Origin of the sequence: Pseudomonas sp. JZ114 (assembly GCF_051027705.1) — a bacterium.
Lineage (GTDB): Bacteria > Pseudomonadota > Gammaproteobacteria > Pseudomonadales > Pseudomonadaceae > Chryseomonas > Chryseomonas luteola.
In genome coordinates, this window is the sequence record NZ_CP069256.1 from 635,695 (window position 1) to 662,651 (window position 26,957).

A 26,957-nucleotide genomic window follows, 5' to 3' on the forward strand; every position below is an offset into this window, starting at 1 on the left:
CTGGCCTCTACAGTAGTAACAAAATATTTCAGATTTTCGAGCGATACGTTCTTATTAAGTCAGTTATTTGTATGCCTAGCTAACTTTTTTGCAGGCGCTGGCTGATCAGTTTTATCACTGAGAGCATGCGAGCCAGTAAGGGCAGGCGGACTACCGCTGCAGTCCGTAGATGAAGCGCCATGTTACATAGCATGGCGCTAAGAAGGGTCATATCAGCCACGCTTACAAGCGTTGAATACGTCCGGCAGGTTTAGCTTGGCCGGCCGGCTTGCCGGACGTGTCCCGTTCAACGAGATAGTGTTCAAGCGCATCGACATCAAGAATGCCGGTCTCCTGTACGTGGCGGGCGTGCTTGAGGATCTCAAGTCCATCCCCTCCCTGGGCCATGAAGTTGTTCACTGTAATGCGGTAATCCTGGTCGAGCCGGATCGGCTGTCCATTCAGCTTCATGCTTCCGGAAACCACTTTCTGGCCCGGTTTGCCTGCCGGATTCCAGCGGTAGCTGAAGCCTTCCGAAACCTGCATCAGACTGGCGCTGTCGTCACTGCTCCATTGCTCCTCCATGAGCTGATAGAGCTGGGCACCGCTCAAGGTCAGCAAGGTCAGGGTATTGCCGAATGGCTGATTGGCGGCCAGTTGGGCGTAGGTCAGCCTGGATTGGCCAGGCTCCAGAGCCAGATTACTGCGGATGCCGCCTGCGTTCATGAGGGCAATCTGGGCGCCCAGCTTGCGTGTCGCCTGAAGTTGGGCGTCGGCAATGAGATCGCCTAGCGTCGATTCGCCATTCGCATCGGTCATGCGAGTGATCTGGGGGACAGCAATACGTGCGATAGGCCGCTGAAGCACATGCTGGCTACGCTTTTCAACTTCCTGACGCAGCGCGGCGAGCGCAGGATCGGGAGTGTAGCGATGGGCGTCCACGGTCAGGTTTTCGCTGCTGGCCGAGATGATATCGTGGGTCTTGGGGTTAATGCCGAGCCGTACATGGCTAACGAACTGCCCGTAGGAGCCGCCCTGAAAGACAAGGCGATTGTCCACGTGACAGGTATAAGACTGATGCGTGTGGGCACTGGCAACGACATCGACTGCCGGATCAAGGCGCTTGGTAATCTCGACGATAGGGCCGCGCAGGCGGGTGCAGTCTGGCGCGTTGTAGGATTCATTCGTGCCTCCGCCCTGGTGAATCACTGCGATGATGGCCTCTACACCCTGGGCCTTGAGGGCAGGGATCTGGGCGTTGATGGCATCGGCTTCGTCCTGAACGCTCAGTCCGTTCATGCCAGCCGGCGAGACGATCCGGGCTACGTCTTTCAGCACGGCACCCACGAATGCGATTTTTTGTCCGTGGGCTTCCAGGATCTGGTAGGCCGGAAACACGGGTTTACCCGTCTGGTTATCGATCAGGTTTGCAGCCAGGTAGGTAAAGTGCGCCCCCTGATAGTTTTTGTGCAGCTGGCAGGCTTTCTGGGGTCGGTTGGAAGCGCAGCCGCCATTGATGATACGCAGCAGTTCATCCTTTCCGTTGTCCAGCTCATGATTACCTACCGCCGAGAGTTGCAGCCCCAATAGGTTCATGGCTTCGATGGTGGGCTCGTCCGCCCAGAGCGATGAGATGGGTGGGCTGCCACCGATGAGGTCACCGCTGGCAACGACCAGTAGCTCTGGATCCTGTTGACGCAGATAGTTGATAACGCCACCCAGCACCTCTATACCACCCGCTTCGATTGTGCGTTTGCCGTCGGGTGCGGTGGAGTCAGGGTAGGTCAGTCTGGCGGGTTGCAGGTAGCCGTGAAAGTCATTGAATACGGCCAGGTTGATCTCTAACGGTTGGGTCGGGGCCGAAGAGCAGGCCGTCAGCAGGAGGGACAAGGCCACAGGGCCCAGGGCAGCATAAGAGCGAACAGGCATCATCTAGCGCTTCCAGGTGCAGAGGGATATGCATGCCAGAGAGGCATACCAAGCGGATCGCTTCATCCTTTAAGCAATAGCATGCTTTCAACGAAACGGTAGGCGCAGTATGAAGCGGAGAGATGACAGAACAGCGTAAGAAGCCGGCTGGGCCGTTAGACAGCCCAGCCGTGATCGATCAGAGCACGGGCGAGCCGCCAGTGACAGGCACCATGGCACCGGAGACGTAGCTGGATTCATCCGAGGCCAGCATTACATAGACTGGCGCCAGTTCGACAGGCTGGCCAGGACGACCCAGCGGCGCCATCTTGCCGAAGCTTTCCACCTGTTCGGCTGGCATGGTGCAGGGGATCAGCGGCGTCCAGATCGGTCCGGGTGCCACGCTGTTTGCGCGAATACCTTTTTCGGCCAGAAGTTGCGCCAGACCTGCCGTGAAGTTAGCGATTGCTCCTTTGGTGGCAGAGTAAGCCAGCAGTGAAGGCGGCGCGATGTCCGCATTGATCGAGGAGGTATTGATGATGGAGCCGCCCTTGGGCATGTGCTTCACAGCCGCCTGGGTAATGCGGAACATGGCGGTGATGTTCACATCGAACGTGTGCACCCACTCTTCATCCGGAATTTCTTCCAGCGACTGGCGGGTCATCTGAAACGCGGCGTTGTTGACCAGCACGTCGATACGGCCAAACGCTTCAACGGTTTTCTGCACGACGGCCAGGCAGTTTTCGCGCTGACTCAAGTCACCTGGAATCAGGATTGCCTTGCGGCCTGCTTCGGTCACGAGACGCGCGGTTTCACGGGCGTCCTCGTCTTCGCTCAGGTAGGAGATAGCAACGTCCGCACCTTCGCGAGCAAAGGCCAGAGCCACCGCGCGACCGATACCGCTGTCACCGCCGGTAATGAGTGCGGCCTTGCCTTTCAGGCGGCCGGAGCCTTTGTAGCTCTGCTCGCCAAAGTCCGGACGCGGATTCATCTGGCTTTCATAGCCCGGATAGGGTTGGGTTTCGGCTGGCATGGGTGGCGTTGGATAGTCGGACATAAAGACCTCCTTTCAAGTGGTTAGAAAAATGGGTTAATGCGTGGCGCCCAGCACTGCAAAGGCTTGATCACCGTAGCCTGCAGCGCGCAAGGGCGTCCGAATGTCTTGCTCAAGGTCAGGTACGTAGCCGAACAGGACGTCAGCCGGTCCGGCTAACTGAATTTCTCCTAGCGCGGCAGGCAGCAAAAGGGTTTCGGCAGCGCCCAGGACGCCAGACCAGTTACCGGCCTGAATGCGGATGGGTGTGCCGACGTTGCTGAGCAGCGTGGCCTTGTTGAAACGGTAGGTAAGTGGCCTGGCGCCCGCACCGGCTACACGCCAGCGCTCCAAGGCAAAGTAAGGGCTAGCAGTACAGATTAAGCGATCAATGTCATTGCCTTGGGGCAGCCGGAAGCCGGGTGTGAATTCGGGTTGGGGTTCGAGATAGCACTCTTCGAGCAGCTGATCGATACCGTCAATCCAGTCCTGATGGCTGAGTGGCGAGCCGTCGGACATCTGCCAGGGCATTGCCTGTTGTTGGGTGTCCGAAGTCTGCTCGATCTCATAGATCAGCGTACCGGGGCCAAAGCTGTGCAGCGTGCCTCCAGGCACATAGATGGTTTCGCCTGCACGGACCGGCAGACGGCGCATGACGGCGTCGTAATCCTGGGCAATCAGGGCGCTGCGCAAGGTATCGCGATTAATCCCCGGCTTGATTCCGACCAGTGCGGTGGCACCGGGCTCGGCCCAAAGGATATGCCAGGCTTCGGTCTTGCCGTTGGGCTGGCATTCGAGACGGCGAGCGGTTTCGTCATCAGCATGCAAATGCACCGGCAACATGCCGCAGCCATCGATAAACTTGCTGAGCAGGGGAAAATAGGGACCATCAAACCCCGGGCCCACCAGCTCGGTGGGATAACGCTTCACCAGATCACGAAGCGATTGACCGGCAAGCGAGCCCTCGGTGACATTTGCAATGCTGCCTTCGACATCGCTGACTTCCCATGTCTCGGCAATACGGCCAGCAGGCAGCCCGCGGCGACCCAGTATTTCAGCAATGGCGTGACCGCCAAACATGTGGCTACGGATAGGGGTAGATAACCGAAGAGGGTACCAGTCCATGTGTGCTCCTTAGTACAGATGAGGAACAGGCAGGCAAAACAATCCCGTACGCTCACAAGGGCGCATGAGTCATTAAGAGCATGTAGATGTTTGGTCTGGCCACGGTCGGCCGGTTTGTAGCCGACCATGGCGCAGTAGGTCTTACAGAATCGGCTTGCCGCCAGTGACTGCAACGCGAGCGCCGGACACATAGCTGGCTTCATCAGAGGCCAACATGACATATACAGGTGCAAGCTCGGCCGGTTGACCTGCTCGTCCCAGCGGAACCTGGCTACCGAACTGCGAGGCCTGTTCAGGCGGCATGGTGGACGGAATCAGCGGTGTCCAGATCGGGCCGGGTGCTACGCTGTTCGCACGGATGCCTTTTTCGGCCAGGAGCTGAGCCAGACCTGCCGTAAAGTTGGCAATCGCTCCCTTCGTGGTGGCATAGGGCAGCAGAGTGGCCTTGGGCATGTCCGAATTCACAGAGGTGGTGTTGATGATCGAACCACCTTTGCCCATGTGTTTGACGGCTGCCTGGGTGATACGAAACATGGCCGTGATGTTGGTATCGAACGTGTATACCCATTCTTCATCCGGAATCTCTTCCAGCGACTCGTGGGACATCTGGAATGCGGCGTTATTGACGAGTACATCGATGCGGCCGAACTCGGACACGGTCTTTTGAACGATATCCAGGCATTGCTGGCGCTTGCTGATATCGCCTGGCAGCAGCAGAACCTTGCGTCCGGCTTCTTTCACGTAGCGCGCAGTATCCTCGGCATCTTCATGTTCGTTCAGGTAGGAAATGGCAACATCGGCACCTTCCCGAGCGAAGGCTATGGCCACTGCACGACCGATGCCGCTGTCTCCCCCGGTGATGAGTGCAACCTTACCAGCCAGACGACCGGAACCCTTGTAGCTCTGCTCGCCACAGTCCGGGACGGGTGTCATTTTGGATTGAAGCGCTGGCGGCTCTTGAGGTTGTTCGGGGAAAGGTGGGCGTGGGTAATCGGTCATGATGAATTCCTCCAAACGTGTTAGGGCGATGTAAAAATGCGACATGCCATACGTTGAGCGGGTTCACCAAAAGAGATGAGTGGTGCTGAAACGATAAAACGAGGCCATACGCCTCGCTTTATCGACTGAAGCGATCTACTTGGGCGCGTTGGCGTGCCAGCGAGGCGCTACGGTGGGCTTCCATTGCTCGAGCGCATCGAGCAGCTCATCCGGCGACTGGCTGACCTGAAGCATCTCGCGATGAGGGCCGGCCACAAAACCTTGACTCACTGCATGATCCAGAAATTGCGCAAGGGGCGCGTAAAAGTTGTTTACTTCCAGAAGGCCCAGCGGCTTGGCGTGATAGCCGAGCTGACCCCAAGTCCAGACTTCAAATAGCTCTTCCAGTGTGCCCAACCCCCCCGGCAGGGCTACAAACGCATCGGCCAGTTCTGACATCCGTGCCTTACGGGCATGCATGCCATCGACTACTTCAAGGCGGGTCAGTCCCTTGTGGCCGACTTCGGCATCCTGGAGGCTTTTGGGGATGATGCCTATCACCTCGCCTCCGGCTGCGAGGGTCGCGTCGGCCACGATGCCCATCAGGCCCACGGCACCGCCACCATAGACGAGCGTAAGACCGCGCTTGGCCAGGGCGCGACCCAAGGCTTCGGCAGCTTCACGGTAGATCGGGTCGGCGCCTGTCTTGGCGCCACAAAATACACAAACGGCTTTCAACGACATTGCTGATCCTTGGCTGGTAGGAGGCGTAAGCGTAATCCTCACGCCGAGGTTAACCAAGTCTTGTCATGATCAGTGCCGTAGTGCATGCGGGAGAGGTGGCCATGAAGCAATCGGCTGATCGCAGGTGCGCGCGTGCCGATTACTTCAGGCTGGAGGGAGCATCAGGCAGAGACCTGTTCAGGACAGGTGCCGCTGGCACCCAGAGCGTAGGCGATGAAAAGCTGGTTGATGTAGTCCGGGAATTTCATGGTGGGTACTCCTCAAGACGGCAAGTGACAGGGGCATCCTCTCAATATCAGGCTGGCCTTGCCGCTCAAAAGTTTCGATGGCAGCCATAGCCGTTTCGTTGCAAACCATGTTCCAGGCGTTTTAGCGATTGGAACTCGCTTTCAAACATGCCAGTCTTCACTAAGTGAACACATGCGTTAGGAGATTTCATGAAACGTTCGCTTTTCGCTGTCTCTCTGCTTGCTCTGGCCAGCTCATCCGTATGGGCAGCCGACCAGTGCTCGGTCGATATTCAGGGAACTGATCAGATGACCTTCAGCACGGACAAGATCAAGGTCAATGAGGACTGCAAGCAATTCACGGTCAACCTGATCCATCCCGGCACGCTTCCCAAGAATGTGATGGGGCATAACTGGGTCTTGACCACAAAGGATGATGTCCAGGGCGTCGCCACTGACGGTATCGCGGCCGGTATGGACAAGGATTACCTCAAGGAAAACGATTCCCGCGTGATCGCCCATACCAAGGTGATTGGAGGTGGCGAAAAGACGTCCGTGACGTTTGAGACCTCCAAATTGCAGAAGGGAGAGGACTATGAATATTTCTGCTCCTTCCCCGGTCATGCGGCCATCATGAAGGGCACGCTCACGATCGACGACTGAATGTCGAAAGACCGATAGAAAGCCCGGCATTGACCGGGCTTTTGCATTTCAGGCTAACGGGGCTTCAAACCGTCCAGAATCAGTGCCTGTACACTGCTCAGCACCTCTTCGAAAAACACAAGATCATCGAGGGTCTTGCCCAGGATGGCCTGAACCTGGACACGAAAGTCGGCGTAGTGCTGGGTGGTTGCCCAGAGCGTAAAGATCAGGTGATGCGGGTCGACCGGAGCCAGTTGACCGGCGTCGATCCAGGCGCGGATTACTGCAGCTTTGGCCTCGACCGTCTCCCGCAGGGGCACTTCCAGTTCGCTCAGGAGCAGCGGCGCGCCTTGCAGGATTTCCATGCAGAACAGGCGGGATTCGGCTGGGTAGTCACGAGAGATTTCCAGCTTGTGCCTGATGTAGCCCTTGATGGCGTCGATTGGGTCCTGCTCTGTGCTAAAGGTCTTCAAGGGGGCCAGCCAGATCACCAACAGCTGGCGTAGCACGTTGAGGTAGAGGTCTTCCTTGCTGCCAAAGTAGTACAGCAGGTTGGTCTTGGAAACCTCTGCCTGGGCGGCTATCTGGTCAAGACTGGTCCCATGCAGGCCGTACCGGGAAAACAAGTCCAGCGCTGCCTCAAGGATGATGCCGCGCTTTTCCTCGATCTGCCGTCGGCGGCGCTCCAGTGTCGCAGCACTGGGCTTGCGAGTGGGCTTGCTGGGTGTGGATGAACGGTCCTGACTCACAACGACTCCTGCCTCTACAGCACGAACTGCACTTTACCGCGAGCGGCCTTGAGTGAGTACCGTCAGTCGAATTTCATGCTCGCCAGAGTAGCAGGTCGCCTGCGGTTTTCGCCCCATCATCGTGCGGGCTGCACAAACCAGGTGCTCTTGTTTGGACCAAATGGTCCACGCTAAGAAGCAGGTTTTGACCTAACTCCTTGTTTGCCCTGCAGAAACCTAAAGCTGGCAGAGTTTGTGCTCTGTCCTTCGTATTCCTGGCTTGCGGTACGGGCGGGAAATCACTTCGACCCACGAGCGAATCCGAGGCTGAGCATGACTCTAGACATTGGCGTATTCATCCCGATCGGCAACAACGGCTGGCTCCTCTCCGAGAACGCACCGCAGTACAAACCTACCTTCGAGTTGAATAAGAACATTGTGCAGCGCGCCGAGCACTATGGCTTCGACTTTGCCCTGTCGATGATCAAGTTGCGTGGTTTTGGTGGCAAGACCGAGTTCTGGGATCACAACCTGGAATCCTTCACCCTGATGGCAGGCCTTGCCGCCGTGACATCCCGCATCAAGCTATTTGCTACTGCCGCTACATTGACCCTGCCGCCTGCCATCGTGGCGCGGATGGCCTCTACCATTGACTCTATTTCCGGTGGCCGCTTCGGCGTGAACCTTGTGACCGGTTGGCAAAAGCCTGAATACAGCCAGATGGGCCTCTGGCCGGGCGATGAGTTCTTTGCTACCCGCTACAACTACCTGGGTGAGTACGCCCAGATCCTGCGCGACTTGTGGGGAACCGGTCGCTCCGACTTCAAGGGCGAACATTTCCAGATGGAGGACTGTCGTGTCAGCCCGCAACCGCAAGCTGATATGCAGATCGTGTGTGCTGGCTCCAGCGACGCCGGTATGGCGTTCTCGGCACAGTACGCCGATTACAATTTTGTCTTTGGCAAAGGTGTGAACACGCCCAAGGCTTTTGCGCCGACCTCCGAGCGTCTTATGGCCGCCACCGCCAAGACAGGCCGCGACGTAAGCTCCATCGTGCTGTTCATGGTGATTGCCGGCGAAACCGATGAAGCGGCACGTGCCAAGTGGGAACACTACAAGGCCGGCGCCGACGAAGAGGCCATCAAATGGCTGGGGGCTCAGGCGGCAGCTGATACCAAGTCAGGCGGCGATACGAATGTACGACAGATGTCGGACCCGACGTCCGCGGTCAACATCAACATGGGTACGCTGGTGGGCTCCTACGCCAACGTCGCCCGCATGCTGGATGAGATCGCCGAGGTACCCGGGGCCAGTGGCGTGTTGCTGACCTTTGACGACTTCATGCAGGGCGTTACCGAATTTGGTGAAAAGATCCAGCCCTTGATGCAGAGCCGCCGTCATGTCACTCGGCTGCAGGAGAGTGCCTGATGAACGCGCTTGAATCCGTGGCAGGGTATGCCGTGCCGACAGGCAGCCAGAACGCGGTCACACTACCTGCACGCCCTGAGCCCCTGCGGCTGAAGGCCAGCGAGACGGCAGTCATAGTCGTCGATATGCAGAACGCCTATGCAAGCAAGGGTGGCTATCTGGACCTTGCCGGTTTTGATGTAGACGCAACCGGTCCGGTCATCGAAAACATTGCCGGGGTGGTGGAAACCGCGCGTGCGACCGGTATCCAGGTTGTCTGGTTTCAGAATGGCTGGGACCCGGCCTATCAGGAAGCCGGTGGCCCCGGATCGCCCAACTGGCATAAGTCCAATGCGCTCAAGACCATGCGCCGCCAGCCTGAACTGCAGGGCCGACTCCTGGCGCGGGGCGGCTGGGATTATGCGCTGGTGGATCAGCTTCAGCCGCGGGAGGGGGATCTGGTCGTACCCAAAACCCGCTACAGCGGTTTCTACAATACGCCTCTCGATAGCCTCCTGCGTGCCCGCGGCATTCGTAACCTCGTGTTCGTAGGGATCGCCACCAATGTCTGCGTGGAGTCCACGCTGCGAGACGGGTTCTTTCTCGAATACTTTGGCGTCTGCCTGGGCGATGCCTGCCATCAGGCCGGGCCGCGCTCGGCGCACGAGGCGGCGCTATTCAATATCGAGACGTTTTTTGGCTGGGTTTCAACCGTTGCCGATTTCCACGCCACCTTCAAAAAGGACTGACCATGCCCAAGCACAGCGTGATTCCCGCCGGAAGCGGAAAACCCCTTGCGCCCTTTGTTCCAGGCTCGCTGGCTGATGGAGTTCTGTATGTTTCCGGCACCCTGCCGTTTGACAAGGACAACAACGTTGTACACGTAGGCGATGCCGCTGCACAGGCGCGGCATGTGCTGGAAACCATCAAGAGGGTCGTGGAGGAGGCCGGCGGAACGATGGATGACGTGACCTTTAACATGATCATGATCACCGACTGGGCGAACTACGGGGCGATCAACGCGGTATACGCCGAGTATTTCCCAGGCGAGAAGCCCGCGCGTTATTGCATCCAGTGCGGCCTGGTAAAGCCGGATGCGTTGATCGAGATCGCCAGTATCGCCCATGTGGGAACGTAAGTAAGCAAGTGAAGTGATGGGTATCGCTTCACTCAACCCATCTTATGAGTCTGTAGGTTGGGTCGAGCCGTCAGGCGATACCTGCTACCAGGGGACTCCCCGTCACGCACCTCATGAAACAACCCATGCGCTTTATCCAACGGTATACAGGGGAGCCTTGCATGCACTACGAGATCCATGGCCGGCAGGATGCCGAGGCCGATACCATCGTACTGTCATCCGGTCTTGGCGGTGCCGGAGCATTCTGGACGCCGCAGCTCGCGGCGCTGGGCGAGTACTTCCGCGTGGTGACTTACGACCAGACCGGCACAGGCAAGAGCCCGGCGGTTATCCCTGAGGGCTATACCATCAAGGCCATGGCCCAGGATGTACTGGACATGGTCGATGCGCTGGGTATCGCGCGTTGCCATTTCATGGGGCACGCCCTGGGCGGTCTTGTAGGGCTTCAGATCGGCTTGATGCGGCCTGAACTCTTGATCAGCCAGATTCTGGTCAACGGCTGGAGCAAGCCTAATCCGCACAGCGCCCGCTGTTTTGCTGTACGACTCGCTCTTTTGAACGATACAGGCCCGGCCGCCTACGTACAGGCCCAGCCCCTGTTTTTGTATCCCGCCGACTGGATGCTGCAAAACACCAAACGCCTCGAGGCTGACGAAGCCCATGCCCTGGCGCATTTTCCCGATAGCGAGAATGTGCGCCGACGTATCGCTGCATTACAGGCATTCGATGTGGATACCCAGCTGGCGCAGATCAGAACACCCACCCTGATCGTCGCCAACCAGGACGATCTGCTAGTACCGTGGGTGTGTTCCGAGCATCTGGCCAAACACCTGCCCGATGCGCAGTTCGAGCTACTCAGCTACGGCGGGCATGCCTCCAGCGTGACGGACCCCGATACCTTCAATGCCTTGATGCTCGACTACCTGACCTGAATCCGATGACAGGAGCGTCGCTCCTGCAGTGAGGCTATGCCATGTCACTTGCCAACCTGAATATCGTTTCGCCCGTACAACCTCTGCTTGTACCCAAGCAGGACTATCGCGATGCCATGGCCCGGCTGGGCGCGGCGGTCAATATCGTGACGACTGATGGTCCCCAAGGCCGTGCCGGCTTCACGGCAACAGCCGTGTGCAGCGTGACCGACGAGCCGCCTACCTTGCTGGTCTGCCTGAACCGTTCAGGCTCGGTCTATCCGATCTTCAAGGCCAACGGCACCCTGTGCGTGAATACCTTGAGCAGTGAGCACAAGGCACTCTCCAATCTGTTTGGCGGTAAAACCGGTATGCAGGATCGATTTGCCGCGGCGTGCTGGAGTACCCTGATCACCGGCTCGCCAGCGCTGGAAGGAGCGGTAGTCTCCTTTGATTGTCGAATCGCTTCGATCAATACCGTAGGCACTCACGACGTACTCCTGTGCGAAGTGGTCGCTATCGAGCGCCAGGACGATGTAGATGGGCTGGTCTACTTCAACCGGGGGTATCAGGACCTGCTGACATCCGCTCCCTGCGGATAACTATGGTAGGGATGTGCTGAGCCGCTTATTCCTCGTAGAGTATGGGCTGACACATGGGTCGATTAGGCTGTGTCGGTTCTTACAAGAAAGGGTCGAGGATAAGAGTCCATGAGAGGTATCGTTTCTGTGCTGCAGTGCTGTAGCGCGGCACTGTTGCTGGCTGCCGGTTCGGCCATGGCAGAGCCGGAGCTGCTGCAGGGCACTGTCGGGCAGGCCAAGGTACTGGTTGAGCTGGATCTGGCTAAACCCGACGAGGTGACCGGGCGCTATTTCTACCAGAAGTACCACACCGATATTGCGCTCGACGGAGCGTTGGACAAGCAGCGTACCCTGCGTCTGAGTGAGAATCGTCCTTTTTTCAGCACGAAAAGCGTGCCCATGCAGTGGACGCTCAAACAGGGCGCCAATGGTCGCTGGACCGGCCGCTGGGCCAGCAAAGGCAAGACGCTCGATATCAGTCTTTCCCCTGTAGCGCTGCCGCCAGCACGTCCTGATGATTTACCCGCCCTGGACGAGCTGCGGCGTACATCACCCTATGAGTATCTGCGCCTGAAAGGGCTGAGCCTGAAGAAAGACAGGCAAGACACCTTTATGGGATATGGCTTGCAGTGGTGGGTGGAGCCTGTTTCCCGCATTCGCCTATTCCAGCTGGTTTCATCCCCTACGGCGATGGATCTGAGCGCTGCCAACAGGACGTTGCAGAATCGGCAGTGGCAGGAGGTGAACAGCTACTTTGGGTGTCTGTCCGGGGCACGTGATCGTGAGACAGAGTTCGATCAGACGGTCAAACCGGTATTTATCAATGACTCTGTACTGAGCGTCAGTCTGTTCACCAGCTACGACTGCGGCGGTGCGCATCCAGACTTTGGTGATGCGCCGCTCAACATGGAGTTGGCCACCGGCAAGATTCTAGAGTTGGAAGACGTGTTCTGGCTGGGCAAGGGACCATCTATCCATTACGAGCGGGGCATGGATAATCTGGAGGCGTACTCCAACTACCGCGAGCAGTTGTTTGCCCCGTGGGTGGTTGACCAGTTCAAGCGTCTGTATCCCGAGCTGATGAACGACGACCCGAACGAATGCAATTACCAGGACCCTTCTGTCTGGCAGTTTTCGGTGTGGTATTTCGAGCCTCGTGGAATTTACCTGGGGCCTACTTTTGCCCGGGCCGCCAGAAGCTGCGATGAGCCAGGCGATACGGTGATTCCCTACAAGACCATCAAGGCGCATCCGGGGCCGGTCAAGGTCACGCTACCGGAGTGATTGGATCAGACTAGAGGCAGCCGGAGCGGCCTCTAGTCTACTCACTCAATGAGCCTGTGAAGGTGCGCCCACAGTACGAACAGGGGCAGACAGTTTGAGCAGAAGCACCGTAGCCGCCGCCAATACAAACACCACGGCGTAGCCCTGATACAGCTGAGCCGGACCCCACTGCAGGTCAATCAGCCCACCGGCCACCAGTGGCGAGAGAATAGCCCCGAAGCGGCCAATGCCAATACCCCAGCCCATACCCGTTGCGCGTACCGAGGCGTCATATGCCATGGAGGCCAAGGCATACAACCCGGCAATGCAGCCGTTACTGAAGAGGCCAATGAGCAGACCCAGGGTAAAGGCCGTGGTCAGTGAGGAGGTGGAGGAAACGAACAGGCTGAGCAGCACGGCTGTGCAGGCCATGAAAACGGCCAGCAGGTGGCTGATCTTAAAGCGTGCAGCGAGCATACCGATCAAGGCTGCACCAAAGATGCCGCCAATGCTCAGCAATACTCCACCCGTCACGCCCTGCTGTGCGGAAAGACCGGCCGACACCAGCAGCTTGGGTGTCCAGCTCATAATGAAGTAGAAACCGAACATCGTCAGGAAGAATGAGCCCCAGATCAGCAGGGTGGTGCGTAGCAGCGCGGGTGAAAATAGCTGCTTGAAGCTGCTGCCCTTGTGCGCCTCGCGCAGGGGCTGCGGAGGCAGCTCGGTAAGCGGTGCATAGCCCAATTTCTGGGCCAGGCGATTGACCCGCACCAGGGCATTGTCCGGGCGCTTGGCCAGTAGAAAATCCAACGATTCGGGCAGACGCCACAGTACGAAGGGAATGATAGCGAACGTCACCAGACCACCAAAGACAAAGACCGAGCGCCAGCCCCAGGCAGACAGCAATGCCACGGCAATAAGCCCGCCAATGGTGGCCCCGAGGGCATAGCCGGTGGATTGCAGGGTCACTGCAAGCCCACGCCACCGCTTGGATGAGTACTCGCTGGCAATCACATTACTGCTGGCCAGGATGCCACCGATACCAAGCCCAGTAATGGCCCGCAATACAGCCAGCTGAGTAGCTGACTGACTAAATGCAGACAGCAACATGCCAAGGCCTGCAACGGTTACGCACGCCAGAATGAGCGGGCGACGGCCAAAGCGATCCGCCCAGGGAGCAATAAATAGCGAGCCCGCAGCCATGCCAAACAGTCCTGCGCTGAGCAGTACGCCCAGCTGAGCGCCAGAGAGCTTCCATTCAGCGGAAACGGACGCGGCGGTAAAGGCCATGACCAGCACGTCGAAGCCGTCGATCATGTTTAACGCGATACAAATGATAATGGCGGTCCATTGAAAGCCGTTCATGCGGCCTTCATCGACAGCCCGGCGAAGGTCGTTATGCATGGCCCGCCTCCCGAATAGTGGTGGCGCGCAAGTGACGTGCATAACAGAGCAGAGATAGCGGTGTCATGAGCATGGGGGTGCCTCTTGTTATTGTTGTAGTGCTGGAAGTCTGCTCGAAGCGTTCAAGCCTTGATCGCGATATTCGAGGCAGACCGGATGCAGTACTTATACGACACCGCGGCCCTCTCGACGTAGAAGAGTGGCCGCTTAACGAACAGCTTTTGATGGCGATCTGATGACCTGACGGGCTTCCATCAGGCCTATCAGATATCCAGGACCAGCACAGCGCTCTTGGCGCGTGAGCAACAGGGCGTGAATTGATCGTTCGCAGCCTGTTCATCCTCTGTCATGAACATGTCCCGGTGCTCTGGCGTACCGTCCAGCACGCGGGTCAGACAGGTGCCGCAGATACCTTGCTCACAGGACATCGGAATGTCGAACCCTGCCTCCAGCAGAACGTCGAGTGCGGTACGTTCAGCGGGAACATGCAGGGTCTGTCCGGTGCTGGCAATCCTGAGGTCGAAGCTGCCATCGTTGGAGGTGTCGGTGGGTGCTGCCGCAAAATATTCACGATGCAGTTGCTCCTCCGGCCAACCGTTGGCTTTGGCTGTGCTGAGAACGTACTCCATGAAGCCTGTCGGGCCGCACACGTACACGTGTACATCCGGCTCCGGCTGGCCCAGCACTTGAGTGGCGTCCAGCTTCTGCTGCGCGGGGCCATCGTCATGGTGAAAATGTACCTGACCGGCAAACGGTGAGGTGCTGATTCGCTCGACGAATGCCGTGCGATCGGCGGAGCGGGTGCAGTAATGCATCTCGAAGTCTGCGGCCATATTCGACAGACGCTCGGCCATGCACAGAATGGGCGTCACGCCGATACCGCCAGCAAACAGCAGGCTGCGTTTGGCGCCATGTGCCAGGGGAAACAGATTGCGCGGCTCGCTGATAGTGAGGTGTGTACCTTCCTTGAGCTGATGAACACCGAGCGAGCCGCCACGGGAGGCGGGGTCCTTGAGAACGGCAATCTGATAGCGATGGCGCTCGCTTGGCGGGTTGCAGAGCGAATATTGCCGAACGATGCCATCCGGCAAGTGCACATCGATATGCGAGCCGGCACTGAATTCCGGCAAGGGTGAGCCATCGACACTGGCCAGCTCGAGGCTGCAGATGTCCGTGGCTTCGGTTTTCTTCGAAACGATCAGAACGTCGATCACGATAAAGTCCTCGGCTGAGTGGCCTGCCATGCAAGCCACCTCAATAGCAGGCGCCTCTGTACGAAGGAGGCGCCAGGGGCATCAGGCGGTAGCAATCATGCCCAGCGGGGCAGCTGCGCTACGCTCGCTTTCGATGAGGCGATCCAGAATCCGGCGCGACTGTACGCCGCCCGCGTCGATGTTCAGCTTCAGCAGTTGCCGTTCGGGATAGGCCAGCAGGTTCTGTTGCTGACGTTCCAGCATTTCCAGGTCTTCGGAGAAGATCTTGCCCTGGCCTTCACGGATGGTCGCCGTCAGCGCCTCGTCTTCAGGTCTGAAATTGCGCGCCATGCCCCAGAAGTACCAGATAGAGGTCTCGGTCTCCGGTGTAATGAAATCGACCACAATGCTGGAGGCCTTGTATTTGGGATCGGCCTCGTAACCGCCATGCCCGGCATGGGCCACACCCACTTCAATCAGGACATGGCTTGGTGGCGTGAAGCGGCAGATCTGCCAGCGATCCACGGGGACGTCATCCGCCAGGTTGTTGCCACGCAAGGCCATGCGCCAGAAGGGCGGGGCCATGATGTTTTCCATATGGCGGCTAGTGATGACGGTATCGCCTTCCACTTTCGTGATGGGTGCGGCTTCATCGATCTCCTTCTGCCCGATGCTGCTGGCATGGACATAGGTCTCATGGGTCAGGTCCATGAGGTTGTCGATCATCAGGCGATAGTCACAGTTGATGTGATACAGGCCGCCGCCATATGCCCACTCGGGGTTGTCGGCCCATTCCAGATGATGAATCAGGGCAGGATCGGCTTTTTCGGCCTCGCCGGTCCAGACCCAGATGAAGCCGTAGCGCTCTTCGACCGGATACTGACGGATACAGGGGAAACCACGAACGCGCTGGCCTGGCATGGCAACGGTCTTGCCATCGCAGCCCATCTCCAGGCCGTGATAGCCGCATACAAGGACACCGTCACGTACAAAGCCCAGCGAGAGCGGGGCGCCACGGTGAGGGCAAAAATCCTCCAGGGCCGCGACCTTGCCTTCCGGACCACGGTAGAAAACGATCTTTTCACCACAAATCTGACGACCGAGCGGTTTATCGGCGATCTCGTCAGGCGTACAGGCTACATACCACGTATTTTTCGGGAACATGGTGGGCTCCTCGCAGGGCTGTTTTGTTTTTATTGGATCCAATACTTCGCGCTATACAGATCCTGAGTCAATCTATAAGTCACTATTGGATCCATTTTTGGTGCGATTAACGGCCATTGGGTTCGACGAACGCCGGGTTGCTCCCTGACGATAGCTGCCGCAGGTGTCGTGCCCAGCCGGAAGCTGCCTGCGCTAAGATGAATTGATTACAGCGCCGAGAGGACCTCATGAGCAAGCCAGGACAACGGGTGTTGGTCACATTACGGAAAATGATCGTGTCCGGTGAATTACCGGCCGGTGAGCGGCTGGTGGAAATTCCTACCGCCGAGCGGCTGGGAGTTTCGCGCATGCCGGTGCGTATGGCCTTTCGGACGCTGGAGCAGGAAGGATTGCTGTCCAAGAACGAAGGCCGTGGTTATACCGTGCGGACGGTGACTGGCGAAGAGATTGCAGGTGCGGTGGAAGTCCGGGGTGTATTGGAGGGGCTGGCGGCGCGACAGGCGGCAGAACGCGGTTTGGATCCAACGACTCAGGAAGCCTTGCAGCAGTGCCTTGCCACGGGAGATGTCCTGTTTGCCAAAGGTTATGTCACCGAGGAAGACATGGAGGTTTACCATGATTTCAATCGGCGCTTTCATCAGGTCATTATTGAGGCCAGCGGTAATCCTGCGATCAGTCATGCCTTGGCGCGTAACGATCACTTGCCGTTTGCCTCGGTCAGCTCGCTGGCAGTGGATCGCAACGACATGGCCCGAGAATATCGGCGCTTCAACTTTGCGCACATGCAGCACCATGCCATCGTCGATGCCCTGGTAAACAGACAGGGCGCGCGTGCAGAAGCTCTCATGCGCGAACATGCTAATGCGACGATGCGCTATGCCGACCTGTTTGGCTCCCCGCACACCGATCACGAGGGGCTCAAGGTCATTCGCGATATGTAACAGCACCTGTCCTATCCGCCTTGCCGCTCGCACCCTCATCAATTCCTGCCTAAGCTGAGCGGACTTTCCGAACAAGAGAGGCCTCCATGAGCAAGATTATTCTGATTACCGGCGCCAGCCGGGGTATCGGTCGTGAAGCAGCGCGACTGGCCGGTGCACGCGGCTGGCGTGTGGGTGTGAACTACACGGCTGACGAGACGGCGGCTAATGAATGTGTGGCGCTGGTAGAGCAGGCTGGTGGCGAGGCGATTGCCATTCGCGGCGATGTATCCGTCGAGGCGGACGTTCTGGCCATGTTCGATACCATTCAGCACAAATTCGGCGGGCTGGACGGGTTGGTCAACAACGCCGGTATTACGGGGCAGTCCCTGCAGCTCGCCGATATGCCCATCGACCGTATGCGGCGTATGTTCGAGGTGAACATCCTGGGCGCCTTCCTGTGCGCGCGTGAGGCTGCACGGCGCATGTCTACCGAGCGAGGCGGCCGGGGCGGGGTGATCGTAAATGTGTCTTCGGTTGCCTCGCGGCTGGGTTCGCCCAATGAATACATCGACTATGCCGCGTCCAAAGGCGCAATCGACACCATGACGCTGGGGCTTTCCAAAGAGCTGGGACCGCAGGGCGTGCGCGTCAACGCGGTACGTCCTGGTTTGACTCTGACCGAGATTCATGCCAGTGGCGGCGATCCTGATCGCGGTTTGCGGCTTGGTGTCACGACGCCCATAGGCCGGGCAGGTGAGCCGCAAGAGATTGCAGCCGGAATCATCTGGTTGCTGTCGGATGAGGCCTCTTATGCCAGCGGTGCGATACTCGACATTTCTGGAGGTCGCTGAGCGAGCGGTTGAACCACTGCCGTTCGTCGTTGACGTAGTAGGTACATGGCATAACGCCGTGACCTTCTGATGGCTGGCGAAACGGAGAAAAGGCGTGACACGGACCCGGAAAATCATCGTCTGGACGCTAGGCATCCTGGTGGCGTTAATCGTCGTAATGATCGTCTTCGTCTCGACGTTCGACTGGAACCGGCTCAAGCCTACCATCAACGACAAGGCGTCAGCCGCACTCAACCGTTCGTTCGCCATCAACGGCAATCTGGGTGTGGACTGGCGCCGCGAAACAGATCAAGGCGGCTGGCGGGCCTGGGTCCCGTGGCCGCACATCTCGGCGGAAAACATCGAGATCGGCAATCCCTCCTGGGCAAGCAATCCACGCTTCGTGCACCTGGACCGGGTACAGTTGCGGATCTCGCCTCTGGCGCTTTTGAGCAAGCAGGTCTATATCCCACGTATCGACGTGACCAAGCCGGAAGCCAACCTGCAACGCCTGGCCGATGGCCGTAATACCTGGACCTTTGACCAGGGCGACAAACAGGAAAAGAATCCAAACGAAGTATCCTCAGCCTGGACCGTAGACATCGGCACCATTGGTTTTGATGCAGGCCAGGTCGCCTATGACGATGACATCGTACAGGCCCACGTCAAAACCACGATCACCTCACTGGATGCACCCATTGCCTATGCCGACATCGTTGGGCAGGCCGGGACTCAGCGGCAGCGGGCCAATGTCAAACAGACCCAGGCACTGCAATTTGGCTGGACCGTAAAGGGCCGATACAAAGAACAACCCGTGGAGGGCAGCGGCAAGATCGGTGGGCTGCTGGCATTGCATGATCCGGACGCACCCTTTCCCATTCAGGCCGATGTCCGCGCGGGTGCCACGCACCTGAATGTCTTCGGAACGCTGACCGAACCGCTCAAGCTGGGGGCTCTGGATCTGCGGCTCAAGCTGTCCGGGCAGAGCCTGGGGCATCTCTATCGCCTGACGGGCGTAACGCTCCCGGAAACGGCGCCATACTCGACAGATGGACACCTTACCGTTGTCCTCAACGACCCGGCCGGGCCACGTTTCCAATACGAGGACTTTTCTGGAAAGGTAGGGCAGAGCGATCTTCATGGAGATCTGCAATATACAGGGGGCAAGCCACGGCCAAAACTGACCGGCGAGCTGACCTCCAATCAGCTGCTTTTTGCTGATCTGGCGCCTCTTATCGGCGCCGACTCTGCCGAGCAGAAGCAGGCCCGCGGTGAAGAGAACAAGCAGCCCGCAAACAAGGCGCTACCTGTTTCCGAGTTTCGTACCGAACGGTGGCGCGCCATGGATGCCGACGTGAAGTTTACCGGCCAGCGCATCGTTCAGAATGCCTCATTGCCGCTGTCTGATCTGTATCTGCATCTGAAGCTGACCGATGGCGTCCTGCTCATCGATCCACTGCGCTTTGGCGCCGCAGGCGGTGCGCTGAATAGCACGGTTCGCCTGGAGGGAGACAAGAGCCCCATGCCCGCCCGGATGGATCTGCACATACGGGGCGTCAAACTCAAGCAGCTGTTCCCTACGGTTGAAGCCATGCGTGACAGCTTTGGCGAACTCAACGGTGATGCCACCCTGACGGGAACGGGTAACTCGGTCGCAGCACTGCTGGGCAGCAGCAATGGTGAACTCAAGGTGCTGATGAATGATGGCTCCATCAGTCGTAGTCTGATGGAAATCGCTGGCCTCAATGTGGGCAACTATCTGGTCAGCCGTCTGTTTGGTGACGATGAGGTGGCGATCAATTGCGCTGCGTCGGATCTGCAGGTCACGAATGGACTGATGAAGACGCGTGTCTTCGTATTCGATACGGAAAACGCTTTGATCAACATCGACGGCACCGTCAACTTTGCCAACGAGCAGATTGACCTGTCCATTGAGCCGCACAGCAAGGGCTATCGCATCTTCTCGCTCCGCTCGCCTTTATATGTGAGGGGAACATTGAAGAATCCTTCGCCAGGCGTCAAACCCTTGCCCTTGGCTGCACGGGGCGCCGCTGCCGCACTGCTTGCCACATTTGCCGCCCCGGCTGCGGGCCTGCTGGCACTTGTGGCCCCGAGCAATAACAGTCAGGACAACCAGTGCAAGGCCCTGCTTCAGCAGATGAAAAGAGGGAACTAATCAGGCTTTACCGTTTATCTGCCAAGCCGCAACGAAGCGACCGTTCAGCGGGCGTGACAGAACAAGTGAAGGGTTATACCTCTCAAAACAGGTGTATCTCACTCAGGGAGACCGAAGCCATGAGCGATATGGGCCAGGAGTACGAAATTCACTACAAACTGCTGGGCGAACCCCACACCGACCGCATTGCCGACCTGAATGTACCGGTCACCGATGTGGTTCGTGAGCTGGCCGTCAAGCATCTGATTGCCGTCAACGATGCACAATACCTGCTGTTCGATCTCGAACCGGGCTTGCCTATCGTGGGCATCAGTGATGTTTCGATCCACCGACTGGATGATGGAGTAGCGCAATGATTCGCGCATTCAGGGAAAACCTGACACAGAGTTTTGCGGGTGTATTACTGCTGCTGAGCGCTGTTGTTTTGGGCGGTTGTTCCACCGCCACGGTTGTGACCCTGCAGGATGGTACCGAGTACATCACCCAGGACAAACCCAACACTAAAACTGCCGATGGTTTCTATGAATTCAAAGACGTTTCCGGTCGCCAGATTCGCGTCCGGGCTGATGACGTAGCAACGATCAAAGCCGAAGACTGATCCGTCTGAACAGGAGGCACCTATGCCACGCGGCGACAAGTCAACCTACAGCGATAAACAAAAGCGCAAGGCCGAGCACATTGAGGAAAGCTACGAAGCCAAGGGCATGTCGGAAGATCAGGCGGAGGCGCGTGCCTGGGCTACCGTCAACAAGCAGTCTGGTGGCGGCAACAAGAGTGGCTCCGGCACACAGAAAAGCGAGACGGCCAAGCGCGCCGATCGTAAGGACTCTGCTCGCCGTGCGGTCGCAACCAAGCATGGGCATTCGCCGAATTCAGGACGCTCACCCAGTCGTAGCGCGTCGACGCGCGGACGTCGCGGCAGTACATCGCTGAGTGACATGACACGTGATGAACTAATGAAGAAAGCCGCAGAGCAAGGCGTTACCGGTCGCTCGCGCATGAAGAAAGACGAGTTGATCAAGGCCCTGAGCTGACCAACCCGATTTCGAGTTACGCAGACCTCTTCTGCATACCGTGGGTATGTGGTCTGTGCGGGAGCAGTTGGCGCATTAGGTGACCCTGCCCCACCTTGAGAGCGTATAAAAAAGCCCCAGCATCTATCAGGCGCTGGGGCTTTTTCGTCAGGGCAGGATCAATCCTGTGCCTGATTGGCTTCCGGACGGAACATGCTGCCCGTCACCAGATAGCGTTCATGCCAGGAGAGGGCTTCCGGCAACAGGTGAGGCGTATGTTTGCCGTAGCTACCACTGTTGGCCCGATCGATGTAGTCCGCCAGCATGTCGCGGTAGCTGGGGTGAACGCATTTTTCCAGGATGACCTTGGCACGCTGCTTAGGACTGAGCATGCGCAGGTCAGCCAGACCCTGATCGGTCACGATGACACTGACATCATGCTCGGTGTGATCGACGTGACTCACCATCGGCACAATCGTGGAGATCAGGCCATTTTTTGCCGTGCTCGGTGCCATAAAGACTGACAGGTAGGCATTACGGGCAAAGTCGCCTGAGCCACCGATGCCGTTCATCATCTGTGTGCCCATGAGGTGCGTGGAGTTCACGTTGCCGTAAATGTCGGCCTCGATCATTCCGTTGAGTGCGATACAGCCCAGGCGACGCACCAGCTCGGGGTGGTTGCTCACGCCTTGCTGGCGCAGGATGATTTTCTTGCGCAGCATTTCCGAGTGTTCGAGGAAACGCTCGATACCGGCCGGGCTCAGGGAGAACGAGGTAGCAGCAGCCAGGTCCATCTTGCCGCTGATCAGGAGTTCAAGCATGCCGTCCTGGATCACTTCGGTAAAAGCGGTCAGGCCCGCGAATTCGCTTTCGCCCAGCCCCTGCATGAAGGCATTGGCGATGTTGCCGACCCCGGACTGGATCGGTAGCAGGTTGGCCGGAATACGCCCCTGACGCACTTCGAAGCGCAGGAAATCGATCATATGCTCGGCAATGGCCTTGGAGGCAGCATCCGGTGCCTTGAACGGGCTGTTGCGGTCTGGCGCGTCGGTCTCGACCACGGCCACTACTTTCTCCAACGGCACCTGCAAATAAGGCTCACCTACACGCTCACCCGGATGGGTCAGTGGGATAGGGGTACGGTTGGGCGGCAGGGCGGTGTCATAGAAGATGTCGTGCATACCGTCGAGCGCATCCGGCTGCCAGCGGTTCACCTCCAGAATCACGGCATCGGCCATGTCCAGCCAGGTCTTGTTGTTGCCGACCGAGGAGGAGGGCACCAGGCTGCCGTCTTCACGAATGGCGGTTACTTCCACCACGGCAATGTCAACCTTGCCGAAAAAGCCGTAGCGAACCTTTTCAGCCAGTTGCCCCAGATGAATATCCATGTAATCCAGCTGGCCGGCATTGATGCGGCTGCGCAGCTCGGGGTCGGACTGGAACGGTACACGCAACTCGATACCGTCGACGCGGGCCAGCGCACCGTCCAGTTCAGGCGCAGTGGATGCGCCCGTCAGGACACGAATACGAAACGGCTCGCCTCGGCCATGGACTTCGGTAATGTGCTGGGCCAGGGCACCAGGAACGGCCTTGGGGTAACCTGCGCCGGTAAAACCGCTCATGCCAACGGTCATGCCATGGCGAATATGGCGAGCTGCCTGCTCGGCAGACATGCGTAGGGCAGCGAACGCGGGGTGGCGGATGCGATCACTCATCAGTGGAACCTCACAGCAAGGATAGAAGCATGCCCGCTTTCCAGTCTTATCATTGTCATGACGGGGCGGAGCTGCGGGCACCGTAGACCAAAACTAACGTTAGCGCCCTAATCAATAGGTCGTATTCTGCCCCATTGATAAGCGCGCTAGAGCGGCCAATTGTCGCAGATTAGTCGATCAGTTGCCGCTGATAATCTTTCCTGAACTGCATCAGTGAGCTACGCACGACTGTTACTGCGCCGTCGATCAAGCCGCAGCGCCCGCTGCCGGGCAGTAACTCGCACAAGCTTTCCAGGGCACGCAGATCACTGTGCAGGCCGCCGCCGGTATCGATCCGTCGCAGCAGGCGAGACAGCTGATAAGTGCCTGTTTTACAAGGTGGACATTGCCCGCAGGAACCTGCAGCAAAGAAGTCCACATACTCGGCCACCTTGCGTACGATGCTGGTGCCTTCGGAGATCACAATCATGGCCCCGGTCCCCAGGCTGGATCCGCGTGCCTTCACAGAATCGAAATCCAGCGCTACATCAAGGTGCTGTTCGGTTAACAGTGTATTAGATGGACCGCCGGTAAAGACGGCCTTGAAGGCGCGGCCCTGCAGCATGCCGCCGCCGTGCTCGAAAATGAGCGCGCGCAGCGACGTACCCATCGGCAGTTCGTACAGCCCCGGCTTGAGCACATCGCCGGAAAGCGAGTAGAGCTTGGTACCTGCAGCGCTGCCCATACCCAGATGGTGATACCAGTCTGCACCGTGCCGCAGGATATGCGAGACGTTGGCCAGCGTCTCGGTGTTGTTGATAAGGGTAGGCTTGTTATCCACCCCGCACTCGGCCGGGTAAGGCGGCTTGCGATGGGGGAAGGGAAAGCCTCCGTCGAGGGTGGCAATAACGGCTGTTTCTTCGCCCCCAATGTACAGCCCCGAGCTTTCCACTACGCGCAGGTCAATTGGTCGACCCTGCAGAGCTGCCAGCTCCTGAAAGAGCGGCTCTGTCTGCCATTGCTGTACGGCCTGTCTCAATGACACGACGGACGCGTGCTGATGGGGGTTCACATAGAGCAGTACATGGTTGGCCCCAATGGCCGTGGCGGCAATCAGTGCACCTTCGATAACTTGATGCGGGGATTTTTCCAGCAGTACGCGATCCTTGAAGGTGCCGGGCTCATCTTCATTGCCGTTGCAGACGACGTATTTATCCAGGTATGACGGTTGCGCAGCCGCAGGTGCCCATTTGCGATGGGTAGGAAAGCCGGCACCTCCCATACCCTTTAGGCCGGCTTCTTCCAGAAGGGGGATGATGGCGTGTGGCGCGGCCAGTGCCTGACGTAATCCCTGGCCGCCGCCCTGAGCAAACCAGGCTTGCAGATTGGCTCCGACCTGGGCTGAGGGTGAGAGCAGAACAGGTGTGAAACTCATGACGGTACTCCTCAGGACGGCGTCATGCCGGCCAGCATGGCCTGAACGGCACCGGGTGCGCTGGCACGCAGGGCCACGTCGCGGCGCAGATCGAAATTGCCGTAATCAGGAAACAGACAGGGGCCGCAGACATGGGTGGGCAGCCCTGCCAATGTGATTTGCCGCTGCCAGTCGTACAGGTGATACAGACCTACCTTGGGGGCGGGTTTCGGACTGGCTGTCGCGCCTGCATGCTGCCCCGCCCGGCGGCCGAACGCGATGATTTCCAGCAAGGCATTGCCCATCATGCGGTTACGGCCGTGGATGCCACCGCTGATTTCGCCTGCGCAATACAGGCCGGGTATGGCTGTCGCGCCGTGTTCGTCGATTTCCACACCGCCGTTCTGGTAGTGCAGGGTAGGCCGTACCATCATGGGCTCGATCTTGGGATCGATTCCGCAGCGATGGGCCAGATGCCCCAGACTGACCAGTCGCTCTTCCAGGATGCCCGGACGCCTGCGCTCAAGACCGGGGGTATCCAGGAAGACGCCCAGATTACCGTCACGCTCCACCCCACGGCCTTCTGCGCACTCCTTGAGAATGGCAGCGGCCACTACATCGCGTGGTTGCAGCTCATCAACAAAGCGCCTGCCTTCACCATTGATCAGCCAGGCGCCAGCAGAGCGCGCCGCCTCGGAAATCAAGCCGCCAACCAGGTGCGAAGGCCAGGCTAGGCCGGTCGGGTGGTACTGGAACGAATCCAGCTCCCGCAGTCGAGCACCCATCCGATACGCGAGCACCAGTCCGTCTGCGGTTGCACCGTAGTGGTTGGATGTTGGGAAGTCGTTCAGGTGCAGCCGTCCCGCGCCGCCTGTCGCCAGGATTACCCGGCTGGCGCGTACCAGAATGAACCCATGCCAGTCGAGGTTGTACAGCACGGCTCCTACGCATTGGCCGCTCTCGTCGGAGAGCAGCTCTACCAGCGGGCAGCGATTCCACAGCGAGATACGGTCATCCAGCTCCACGGCCTCACGCAGGACGCGCATCAGCTCAAGGCCGGTATAGTCGCGGTAGGAAAGGATGCGGGCGCATGTTGCACCGCCGGGTTTCTTGCGCAAGAGTTTGCCACCCACCGGGCTGCCTTCGGCCAGGTCGAACAGCATGCCGCGGCTAATCAGCCAACGAATGCAATCAGGTCCCGACTCTGCCAGGCGAGCCACCAGCGTACGGTCTGCACACAGGTGGCCGGCGCGCAGGGTGTCCTCGAAGTGACGCTGCAGGCTGTCCTCTTCACCGACAGCGGCCTGGATCCCGCCTTCCGCCATGACGGTATTGCTGTCACCCAGGCGTAGCTTGGTCGCCAGGATGACGCGTCGCCCCTGTTCGGCGGCTGTCAGCGCGGCCGCACAGCCCGCACCGCCGCCTCCGATGACCAGTACTTCGGTATTGATGACCGGTGCACCTGCCAGATCGGCATCACTGATCTGCGCATTGCTCTGCAGTAGGGCGGCCAGCCGGGAGGGGCATTCATCACCGCGGTTGGCCCCGATGCTCAGGCGAGTACGAGTACCCTCCTGGTAATCCGGGTGATAGCGTTGCAACAATGGTGTTTTGTCCACTGCCGGGGGCGCCATGCCGTCGCACCGGCTCAGGTTCGCCAGGGCAAGTTCGTAGGCAATTCCGCTCATGGCCAAATCCTCAGGTGAGCTCGACGTTTGGATCGACCGGCATGACGCCCAAGTCGATCTGACGTAGTCGCAGCAGCAGGTCGGAAGGACGCAACATCACGGATGCCGTCATCCGGCGAATGTACAGCCCCAGGTGGTTGGGCGAGATGTGTTCCGGGCAGGCAATGGTGCAGAGGTTGCACATGATGCATTCATCGAACACCTTGGCTGCGCTCAAATCGCCCGACGCGGCCAGGTTTACGCCTTTCTGGACTTCAAGATGCTTGGGACAGGCACGGTCGCATCCGCCGCAGTGTCGACAGTGGCTGGCTTCGGGAAAGGCGCTGTTGATGCGGTCCAGCAGATTCCAGGTATCGTCCCAGTCATTGGTGGTGTAGGTGTGATGGCGGTTCATCGGCAGATGATCCAGAAAGCTGACCTGCATGCCGTCCTCCACGGCGGTTTCACAAGCCAGGGCCGTCGTGACTTCACGCGAATCCTTGCGGCGCAGCAGCACGCGGCAGGAGCCGCATACACCTTGGCCCATGCAGCCGACACCATCGGTGAGCGGCTGTCCTGAGTCGATCACCGCCTCTAGAAGCGAGCGGCTGGTTGAAGTCTCAATACTGTGGCCGTTGATGGTCACGCGGGCGCTGAGGTCTGTCATAACACCTCCCTGACAGTCAGTGCGGGCGCGGAGTACGCCTTGATTAGCGCAAGGATAGACAGGCAGCCGTCAGTGCATACTGACCTGGCTCAATAGGCGGGAGGAATGGCTGGGTGACCGACGAAAGGCCACCCGGGCGGTGCTACGG

26 protein-coding genes are annotated in these 26,957 nt (G+C 58.6%); 13 read left to right on the forward strand and 13 right to left on the reverse strand.

What is annotated here, in order from left to right:
- Positions 1–222: 222 nt before the first annotated feature.
- The 5 genes from JQR90_RS03060 to JQR90_RS03080 all read right to left on the reverse strand — a co-directional run bounded on the left by JQR90_RS03060 (position 223) and on the right by JQR90_RS03080 (position 5,767).
- Positions 223–1,911 (reverse strand): bifunctional metallophosphatase/5'-nucleotidase, encoded by a 1,689-nt coding sequence (locus tag JQR90_RS03060; protein ID WP_434140410.1) that lies wholly within the window; start codon positions 1,909–1,911, stop codon positions 223–225.
- Positions 1,912–2,086: 175 nt separating this feature from the next.
- Entirely contained in the window at positions 2,087–2,944 is an 858-nt protein-coding gene (locus tag JQR90_RS03065; RefSeq protein WP_010796937.1) for a glucose 1-dehydrogenase, read from the reverse strand.
- Between the two features lie 33 nt (positions 2,945–2,977).
- Positions 2,978–4,045: a class I mannose-6-phosphate isomerase gene (locus JQR90_RS03070; RefSeq protein WP_010796938.1), complete on the reverse strand. Its 1,068-nt coding sequence runs from the start codon at positions 4,043–4,045 to the stop codon at positions 2,978–2,980.
- A 141-nt stretch (positions 4,046–4,186) separates the two neighbouring features.
- Positions 4,187–5,047, reverse strand: coding sequence for an SDR family oxidoreductase (locus tag JQR90_RS03075; RefSeq protein ID WP_112297618.1), 861 nt, complete (start codon positions 5,045–5,047; stop codon positions 4,187–4,189).
- Between the two features lie 132 nt (positions 5,048–5,179).
- Positions 5,180–5,767, reverse strand: a complete 588-nt coding sequence (locus JQR90_RS03080) for a TIGR00730 family Rossman fold protein (RefSeq protein ID WP_010796940.1) — start codon at positions 5,765–5,767, stop codon at positions 5,180–5,182.
- Between the two features lie 437 nt (positions 5,768–6,204).
- Here JQR90_RS03080 and azu point away from each other — a divergent pair, with 437 nt between their 5' ends.
- Positions 6,205–6,657 (forward strand): azurin, encoded by a 453-nt coding sequence (gene azu, locus JQR90_RS03085; protein WP_010796942.1) that lies wholly within the window; start codon positions 6,205–6,207, stop codon positions 6,655–6,657.
- Positions 6,658–6,710: 53 nt separating this feature from the next.
- Here the strand turns inward: azu and rutR are convergent, their stop codons facing one another.
- Complete coding sequence (rutR, locus tag JQR90_RS03090; protein WP_010796943.1) at positions 6,711–7,385, reverse strand: HTH-type transcriptional regulator RutR; 675 nt, start codon at positions 7,383–7,385, stop codon at positions 6,711–6,713.
- A 312-nt stretch (positions 7,386–7,697) separates the two neighbouring features.
- Here rutR and rutA point away from each other — a divergent pair, with 312 nt between their 5' ends.
- The 6 genes from rutA to JQR90_RS03120 all read left to right on the forward strand — a co-directional run bounded on the left by rutA (position 7,698) and on the right by JQR90_RS03120 (position 12,685).
- Positions 7,698–8,792, forward strand: a complete 1,095-nt coding sequence (gene rutA / locus JQR90_RS03095) for a pyrimidine utilization protein A (RefSeq protein ID WP_010796944.1) — start codon at positions 7,698–7,700, stop codon at positions 8,790–8,792.
- Entirely contained in the window at positions 8,792–9,520 is a 729-nt protein-coding gene (rutB, locus tag JQR90_RS03100) for a pyrimidine utilization protein B (protein ID WP_073449582.1), read from the forward strand. Before rutA ends, rutB begins: the two co-directional genes overlap by 1 nt.
- A gap of 2 nt (positions 9,521–9,522) precedes the next feature.
- Positions 9,523–9,909, forward strand: coding sequence for a pyrimidine utilization protein C (gene rutC / locus JQR90_RS03105; RefSeq protein WP_010796946.1), 387 nt, complete (start codon positions 9,523–9,525; stop codon positions 9,907–9,909).
- Positions 9,910–10,070: 161 nt separating this feature from the next.
- On the forward strand, positions 10,071–10,841 hold the full coding sequence (gene rutD / locus JQR90_RS03110) for a pyrimidine utilization protein D (protein ID WP_010796947.1): 771 nt from the start codon (positions 10,071–10,073) through the stop codon (positions 10,839–10,841).
- Positions 10,842–10,882: 41 nt separating this feature from the next.
- The gene (gene rutF, locus JQR90_RS03115) at positions 10,883–11,422 is read left to right on the forward strand and encodes an NADH-dependent FMN reductase RutF (RefSeq protein WP_010796948.1); all 540 of its coding nucleotides are present in this window, start codon (positions 10,883–10,885) and stop codon (positions 11,420–11,422) included.
- Between the two features lie 108 nt (positions 11,423–11,530).
- A complete protein-coding gene (locus tag JQR90_RS03120; protein WP_010796949.1) occupies positions 11,531–12,685 on the forward strand; it encodes a hypothetical protein in 1,155 nt (384 codons plus the stop codon).
- A 45-nt stretch (positions 12,686–12,730) separates the two neighbouring features.
- On the opposite strand, the gene JQR90_RS03125 is transcribed toward JQR90_RS03120, so the two are convergent.
- From JQR90_RS03125 to JQR90_RS03135, 3 genes are all read right to left on the reverse strand, one after another.
- The gene (locus JQR90_RS03125; protein ID WP_010796950.1) at positions 12,731–14,068 is read right to left on the reverse strand and encodes an MFS transporter; all 1,338 of its coding nucleotides are present in this window, start codon (positions 14,066–14,068) and stop codon (positions 12,731–12,733) included.
- Between the two features lie 263 nt (positions 14,069–14,331).
- Entirely contained in the window at positions 14,332–15,282 is a 951-nt protein-coding gene (locus tag JQR90_RS03130) for a PDR/VanB family oxidoreductase (protein WP_037030731.1), read from the reverse strand.
- A gap of 81 nt (positions 15,283–15,363) precedes the next feature.
- Positions 15,364–16,425 (reverse strand): aromatic ring-hydroxylating oxygenase subunit alpha, encoded by a 1,062-nt coding sequence (locus JQR90_RS03135; protein ID WP_122043540.1) that lies wholly within the window; start codon positions 16,423–16,425, stop codon positions 15,364–15,366.
- Between the two features lie 227 nt (positions 16,426–16,652).
- Here JQR90_RS03135 and JQR90_RS03140 point away from each other — a divergent pair, with 227 nt between their 5' ends.
- From JQR90_RS03140 to JQR90_RS03165, 6 genes are all read left to right on the forward strand, one after another.
- Complete coding sequence (locus JQR90_RS03140; protein WP_074823272.1) at positions 16,653–17,366, forward strand: GntR family transcriptional regulator; 714 nt, start codon at positions 16,653–16,655, stop codon at positions 17,364–17,366.
- Between the two features lie 86 nt (positions 17,367–17,452).
- A complete protein-coding gene (locus JQR90_RS03145) occupies positions 17,453–18,199 on the forward strand; it encodes an SDR family oxidoreductase (protein ID WP_219650849.1) in 747 nt (248 codons plus the stop codon).
- Positions 18,200–18,293: 94 nt separating this feature from the next.
- Positions 18,294–20,354, forward strand: a complete 2,061-nt coding sequence (locus JQR90_RS03150) for an AsmA family protein (protein ID WP_434140416.1) — start codon at positions 18,294–18,296, stop codon at positions 20,352–20,354.
- A 119-nt stretch (positions 20,355–20,473) separates the two neighbouring features.
- Positions 20,474–20,710, forward strand: coding sequence for a hypothetical protein (locus JQR90_RS03155; protein WP_010796957.1), 237 nt, complete (start codon positions 20,474–20,476; stop codon positions 20,708–20,710).
- Positions 20,707–20,952 carry a YgdI/YgdR family lipoprotein gene (locus JQR90_RS03160; RefSeq protein ID WP_122043537.1) on the forward strand — a complete coding sequence of 82 codons (246 nt, stop codon included), beginning with the start codon at positions 20,707–20,709 and terminating at the stop codon, positions 20,950–20,952. Before JQR90_RS03155 ends, JQR90_RS03160 begins: the two co-directional genes overlap by 4 nt.
- A gap of 22 nt (positions 20,953–20,974) precedes the next feature.
- Positions 20,975–21,388, forward strand: a complete 414-nt coding sequence (locus JQR90_RS03165) for a Rho termination factor N-terminal domain-containing protein (protein ID WP_125887299.1) — start codon at positions 20,975–20,977, stop codon at positions 21,386–21,388.
- A 158-nt stretch (positions 21,389–21,546) separates the two neighbouring features.
- Here JQR90_RS03165 and JQR90_RS03170 read toward each other — a convergent pair whose 3' ends face one another.
- The 4 genes from JQR90_RS03170 to JQR90_RS03185 all read right to left on the reverse strand — a co-directional run bounded on the left by JQR90_RS03170 (position 21,547) and on the right by JQR90_RS03185 (position 26,809).
- Positions 21,547–23,082, reverse strand: coding sequence for an acetyl-CoA hydrolase/transferase family protein (locus JQR90_RS03170; RefSeq protein ID WP_010796960.1), 1,536 nt, complete (start codon positions 23,080–23,082; stop codon positions 21,547–21,549).
- 169 nt (positions 23,083–23,251) lie between these two features.
- Positions 23,252–24,496, reverse strand: a complete 1,245-nt coding sequence (locus tag JQR90_RS03175) for a complex I 51 kDa subunit family protein (protein WP_434140419.1) — start codon at positions 24,494–24,496, stop codon at positions 23,252–23,254.
- An 11-nt stretch (positions 24,497–24,507) separates the two neighbouring features.
- Positions 24,508–26,163 (reverse strand): FAD-binding protein, encoded by a 1,656-nt coding sequence (locus tag JQR90_RS03180; RefSeq protein ID WP_010796962.1) that lies wholly within the window; start codon positions 26,161–26,163, stop codon positions 24,508–24,510.
- 10 nt (positions 26,164–26,173) lie between these two features.
- Positions 26,174–26,809: a 4Fe-4S dicluster domain-containing protein gene (locus tag JQR90_RS03185; protein ID WP_010796963.1), complete on the reverse strand. Its 636-nt coding sequence runs from the start codon at positions 26,807–26,809 to the stop codon at positions 26,174–26,176.
- Positions 26,810–26,957: the final 148 nt, after the last annotated feature.

Coding starts and splice junctions, on each gene's coding strand:
- JQR90_RS03080 (WP_010796940.1), bottom strand. CDS start 5,767: ATGTCGTTGAAAGCCGTTTGTGTATTTTGTGGCGCCAAGACAGGCGCC.
- rutB (WP_073449582.1), top strand. CDS start 8,792: ATGAACGCGCTTGAATCCGTGGCAGGGTATGCCGTGCCGACAGGCAGC.
- rutA (WP_010796944.1), top strand. CDS start 7,698: ATGACTCTAGACATTGGCGTATTCATCCCGATCGGCAACAACGGCTGG.
- JQR90_RS03060 (WP_434140410.1), bottom strand. CDS start 1,911: ATGATGCCTGTTCGCTCTTATGCTGCCCTGGGCCCTGTGGCCTTGTCC.
- JQR90_RS03135 (WP_122043540.1), bottom strand. CDS start 16,425: ATGTTCCCGAAAAATACGTGGTATGTAGCCTGTACGCCTGACGAGATC.
- JQR90_RS03180 (WP_010796962.1), bottom strand. CDS start 26,163: ATGAGCGGAATTGCCTACGAACTTGCCCTGGCGAACCTGAGCCGGTGC.
- JQR90_RS03125 (WP_010796950.1), bottom strand. CDS start 14,068: ATGCATAACGACCTTCGCCGGGCTGTCGATGAAGGCCGCATGAACGGC.
- azu (WP_010796942.1), top strand. CDS start 6,205: ATGAAACGTTCGCTTTTCGCTGTCTCTCTGCTTGCTCTGGCCAGCTCA.
- JQR90_RS03065 (WP_010796937.1), bottom strand. CDS start 2,944: ATGTCCGACTATCCAACGCCACCCATGCCAGCCGAAACCCAACCCTAT.
- JQR90_RS03145 (WP_219650849.1), top strand. CDS start 17,453: ATGAGCAAGATTATTCTGATTACCGGCGCCAGCCGGGGTATCGGTCGT.
- JQR90_RS03160 (WP_122043537.1), top strand. CDS start 20,707: ATGATTCGCGCATTCAGGGAAAACCTGACACAGAGTTTTGCGGGTGTA.
- rutC (WP_010796946.1), top strand. CDS start 9,523: ATGCCCAAGCACAGCGTGATTCCCGCCGGAAGCGGAAAACCCCTTGCG.
- rutD (WP_010796947.1), top strand. CDS start 10,071: ATGCACTACGAGATCCATGGCCGGCAGGATGCCGAGGCCGATACCATC.
- JQR90_RS03120 (WP_010796949.1), top strand. CDS start 11,531: ATGAGAGGTATCGTTTCTGTGCTGCAGTGCTGTAGCGCGGCACTGTTG.
- JQR90_RS03155 (WP_010796957.1), top strand. CDS start 20,474: ATGAGCGATATGGGCCAGGAGTACGAAATTCACTACAAACTGCTGGGC.
- JQR90_RS03175 (WP_434140419.1), bottom strand. CDS start 24,496: ATGAGTTTCACACCTGTTCTGCTCTCACCCTCAGCCCAGGTCGGAGCC.
- JQR90_RS03140 (WP_074823272.1), top strand. CDS start 16,653: ATGAGCAAGCCAGGACAACGGGTGTTGGTCACATTACGGAAAATGATC.
- JQR90_RS03165 (WP_125887299.1), top strand. CDS start 20,975: ATGCCACGCGGCGACAAGTCAACCTACAGCGATAAACAAAAGCGCAAG.
- rutF (WP_010796948.1), top strand. CDS start 10,883: ATGTCACTTGCCAACCTGAATATCGTTTCGCCCGTACAACCTCTGCTT.
- JQR90_RS03170 (WP_010796960.1), bottom strand. CDS start 23,082: ATGAGTGATCGCATCCGCCACCCCGCGTTCGCTGCCCTACGCATGTCT.
- JQR90_RS03185 (WP_010796963.1), bottom strand. CDS start 26,809: ATGACAGACCTCAGCGCCCGCGTGACCATCAACGGCCACAGTATTGAG.
- JQR90_RS03070 (WP_010796938.1), bottom strand. CDS start 4,045: ATGGACTGGTACCCTCTTCGGTTATCTACCCCTATCCGTAGCCACATG.